Raw genomic sequence first — 4,690 nt, forward strand, 5'->3', positions numbered from 1 at the left:
GAGGTTTTAATGGCTTCAGCACGGTCGACAATAACCAGAACTTTCTTCTTGTTTTCGTCACCCACACCGGCCTGCATATCGCGGATAATATCCTCAGGCTTCTCATCGCGCGGGTTGTCGGAAGTAAGGATCACCTTGTCGCTCATCTCCGTAACAATAGCGGCCATTTCAGGGCGTTTTGTCTTGTCCCTGTGTCCACCCGCACCCACTACGGTAATGATCTGTTCACTGCCTTTTCTGACATGATGGATGGTTTTAAGGACATTCTCCAATGCATCGGGTGTATGTGCATAATCAACAATAACCGTTATTCCGTCAGCAGAACGGATGCATTCAAAACGACCGCTTACAGGATACAGTGAACTCAAAATTCTGAGCACATCTTCTGATGGTTTGCCAAGCAAAACAGCAGCTGCATACACGGCCAACAGATTATAAGCATTAAATTCACCCACAAAATGAGTCCAGACTTCTTTCCCGTCAATTCTGAGCAGCATTCCGTCAAACTGATCTTCGAGTATCCTACAGCGGAAATCGGAGAGGTTTTTCAGAGAGTAGGTTTTGGCTTTTGCTTTTGTATTCTGCAGCATCACACTGCCATTCTTGTCGTCGATATTAGTCAGGGCAAAAGCCGAATCAGGAAGTTCATCGAAAAATTTCTTTTTAGCTTTCAGATATTCACTGAAAGTTTTGTGATAATCGAGATGATCATGAGTGATATTGGAGAAAATCCCGCCTGCAAAATGAAGCCCGGCAATACGCTGTTGAACTATCGAATGAGAACTTACTTCCATGAAACAATATTCGCAACCTGCAGTAACCATTTGTTGCAGGAGAAAATTAATTTCCACCGCATCAGGAGTAGTATGATCAGAAGGATATTCCTTATCATCAATATAATTGACCACCGTTGAAAGTAAACCGGCCTTATGCCCAAATGCACGGAACATATTGTAAAGCAGGGTAACCGTTGTTGTTTTTCCATTGGTTCCGGTTATTCCAACCAATTTTAATTTCTGAGAAGGATGATCAAAAAAATTCGAAGCCAGGCAACCCAAGGCTATCTCTGAATTTTTCACCTTCACAAAAGTTACCCCTTCAAAACCTTTTTCCGGTATTTCCTCACAAACCACAATTTTGGCTCCCCGCTCAACAGCTGTCGGAATAAAGCGATGGCCATCGGTTTCTGTACCCCTGACCGCCACAAACAGGTCTCCATTCTCTATTTTGCGCGAATCAAAATTTACAGCATGTACGGATTCTGATTCATTGCCTGCTATTTCAAGAACATCAATACCTGTAAGTATGTCTATTAACTTTTTCAAAATTATTTGTATAATTTTTATAACTAACTCATTTGCAACACAATTCTTTGCCTTAACTTAACCTTTGTTCCTGCAGGAACAGATTGGGACTTTACCTTGCCAAAACCATTCAATGTAACGCAAAGACCTGAATTTTCAAGTAAAAACAATGCATCTTTGGCCCCCATGCCTACCACATTAGGTACAATCTTTTTATCCACAAAACGGTTTTCCAGTACCTCCTTGTCTTTTTGAGCATTGACCACCACCCAATTACTTTTAATCCTGTCCTCGTCGGAGGTAGGAACGCCAAGCTTTTCAAGCACAAGCTCCAGATCCTTGAAATAGCCATTCTTTGAAAATGGGATCTGGCTGTATTCAACATTATTATCCTCATTGATAGGTTGATGCATGCTCAGATTGATTGCATAAACCTTATCGGCGATTTCTTTAAACACCGGACCTGCTACCAGGTTTCCATAATATACCTTATTTGAAGGTGCATTTATGACCACAATGCAGGAATATTTCGGATTATCCGCCGGGAAATAGCCGACAAAAGAAGCCTGATAACTGACTTCCGAATTGTCAGATTTATAACCGTATTTTTTATTTGCAATCTGTGCTGTACCGGTCTTTCCTGCAATCTTATAGGTTGTTGTACTTAAATTTTTTGCAGTTCCATATTTTACAACTCCTTCCAGCAGTACCCTGACCTTATCCAGAGTTGAACGTGAACAGACTGAAGTATTCAAGACCTGTGTCTCGAAATTTTCTATGTTATTCCCATGATAAGCTAAGGATCTGACAAATTTTGGTTTGACCATCACCCCGTTATTGGCAATGGCATTGTAAAAAGACAGTATTTGTAAAGGAGTAAGCCTGACCTCATAGCCTATGGACATCATAGGTAAAGAAATACCGGACCAAAAGCGACTTCCGGGATATTTAATATCCGGTGCACCTTCTCCATGAATGTCAATACCTAATTTTTTATTTAATCCCATGCTGTACAACCTGTCGACAAATTTCCTTTCACGTCCCCGGTAACAACGGGTGATTACCTTTGAAATTCCGACATTTGAAGATACTTCAAAGGCTTTCTCTACTGAAATTTTACCCAAGCCATGCCCTTCGTGGTCATGAACTTCCTGTTTATAATAAAAGGTGGTTCCATCGCCAGTATCCACCGTATCATTGATATCGACATAACCATCTTCCAAAGCGGCGATCATGGACATAAGCTTAAAAGTAGAACCCGGTTCAGTACTTTCGGCTACACCATAATTGTATATTTCGCGGTAATCGCCATCTCCAACCCTTTGCAGATTGGCTATTGCCTTAATTTCGCCGGTTTGCACCTCCATCACAATGGCAGTCCCATGATGGGCATTGTGGAGTTTTAACTGATTAAGCAAAGCATTCTCAGCCACATCCTGAATTTCAATATCCAGAGAAGTGATCACATCCTTGCCATCCTGCGGTTCAACTTCATTTCCATCATTTAAAGGCATCCAGACATTACCGGAAAGGCGCTGCATCATTCTGACGCCTTTTACCCCACGCAAATAACTGTCATAAGCACCTTCAATGCCTACCACATTTCCCGTTTCACTTTTACTCAAATAACCAATTGTCCGGGTAGCCAGATCAACCTGAGGCTGGAATCTCCTGTTATTCTGCAAGAAAATCAAACCACCCTTATTCTGGCCTAGACGAAAAAGCGGAAAAGTCTTTAATATTTTTAATTCCGAATAACTTACCTGCCTTTGAATCAGGAAAAATCTTTTTCCTTCCCTTCTGGCAGTGGTGATTTCCCTTTTATATTCATCTTCACTTTTATCCTTGAATAATTTAGACAAACAAAGGGAAAGAGAATCTATTTTCGCCCTGAACATCTTTGCAGTCAATCCCTCGGCATTTAAATCCATCCGGATTTCATACTCAGGTACAGAACTGGCCAGCAATCTTCCTTTACAATCATAGATATCGCCCCTGTTGGGTTCAATGGTAATATCTTTCAGGGTCATCTTCTTGGCCTTATCGGTCCACTCCTTATGCTCAACAACCTGCAGGTACACGATTTTCACTACCACGACTATCGCTAAAAGCAGCATACAAACGTACACTACTCCAACCCTCAATAATATGTCCTTTTTAATAGTCATTTACTTCACCACAATTTTTTTCGGTGGTTCCACACATTCCTTTAAATCTATGTGATGATCCTTTAACAACTTATATACCTCACTTTGGCGGCTATGATACATTAATTCAGATGCTGTAGTCATTGATTCAGCACGCAATTCCTTTAGCATATTTTGTTGCTTTGCTGTTTCGCGAACTATCTTTTCTGATTTATAACGGTTAGCAATATATAAAATAGCCAAAACAGTGATAAACAGGATATAAGGTAGCTGCTTGACTACAATTTTTCTTGTCAGCACATTACCGCCCAGAATATCTTTAATAGAACCGATTTTAAAATCTTCAGAATCAGTGTCCTTAATGTAATCCGTATTATTATCTTCTTTTTTCATAACACTCGATTCAAAATTCAATACTATTTAATAGAATTAAAGCCTTCTCCCTATTCTTAATTTTGCGCTCCTTGCCTTACTATTTATCTGTATTTCAGACAATTCTGGCAAAATAACTTTTTTATTTACGGGGGCGAAAGGTACTACATAATTTCCATAAATGTCTTTTTCAACTTCACCCTCAAAAATTCCTTTTTTAATAAAATTTTTAACTATTCGGTCTTCTAAAGAATGGTAAGTAATAACCACCAGCCTACCGTCCTTTTTCATCACATCAATAGTTTGCATCAACATCTCCTTCAAGCTATCAAGTTCGCCATTCACCTCAATCCGCAAAGCCTGGAACACCTTAGCCAGAAACTTAAACTCAAAGTCCCTGGGCGTACAGGCCGCAATTGCGGTTTTAAAATCATTGACAGTATTAATTTTCTTTTCATTACGGGCCTTAACAATCAACTCGCACAACTTTGCAGAGTTAGACAGTTCACCATAACTATAGAAAATATTTTTCAGTTCCTCTTTAGGATAAGTATTGACCACTACAGCCGCCGTAAGCTCTGCATTCTGGTTCATTCTCATGTCAAGAGGCCCGTCATGCTGAAAGGAAAAACCTCTTTCAGCCACATCCAGATGATGAGACGAAAGACCCAGGTCAGCCAATATGCCATCTACATGATCTACATGATAATACTTCAGAAAATTCTTCATATACCTGAAATTCTGACCTATAAAAGTAAAACGCTCATCAGGCAGAATATTTGCCTGAGCATCCGCATCCTGATCGAAAGCAAAAAGTTTTCCTGTCGTAAGACGGTTTAGGATTTCACGCGAATGCCCTCCTCCTCC

Annotated in this window: 4 protein-coding genes; all 4 read right to left on the reverse strand. The window is 40.2% G+C overall.

The window, feature by feature from the left end; all coding sequences use genetic code 11:
• Window positions 1-1,325, reverse strand: a 1,325-nt coding sequence (locus tag Q8907_12955) for a UDP-N-acetylmuramoyl-L-alanyl-D-glutamate--2,6-diaminopimelate ligase (protein ID MDP4275179.1), incomplete at its 3' end; no start/stop codon positions are given.
• A gap of 23 nt (window positions 1,326-1,348) precedes the next feature.
• Entirely contained in the window at window positions 1,349-3,472 is a 2,124-nt protein-coding gene (locus Q8907_12960) for a penicillin-binding protein (protein MDP4275180.1), read from the reverse strand.
• Window positions 3,473-3,844, reverse strand: coding sequence for an FtsL-like putative cell division protein (locus Q8907_12965; GenBank protein ID MDP4275181.1), 372 nt, complete (start codon window positions 3,842-3,844; stop codon window positions 3,473-3,475). It lies immediately after the preceding gene.
• A gap of 36 nt (window positions 3,845-3,880) precedes the next feature.
• Window positions 3,881-4,690: 16S rRNA (cytosine(1402)-N(4))-methyltransferase RsmH (gene rsmH / locus Q8907_12970; GenBank protein MDP4275182.1), on the reverse strand; the 810-nt coding region annotated here is incomplete at its 5' end.

This window comes from Bacteroidota bacterium (genome assembly GCA_030706565.1).
In the GTDB taxonomy this organism is placed as follows: domain Bacteria; phylum Bacteroidota; class Bacteroidia; order Bacteroidales; family JAUZOH01; genus JAUZOH01.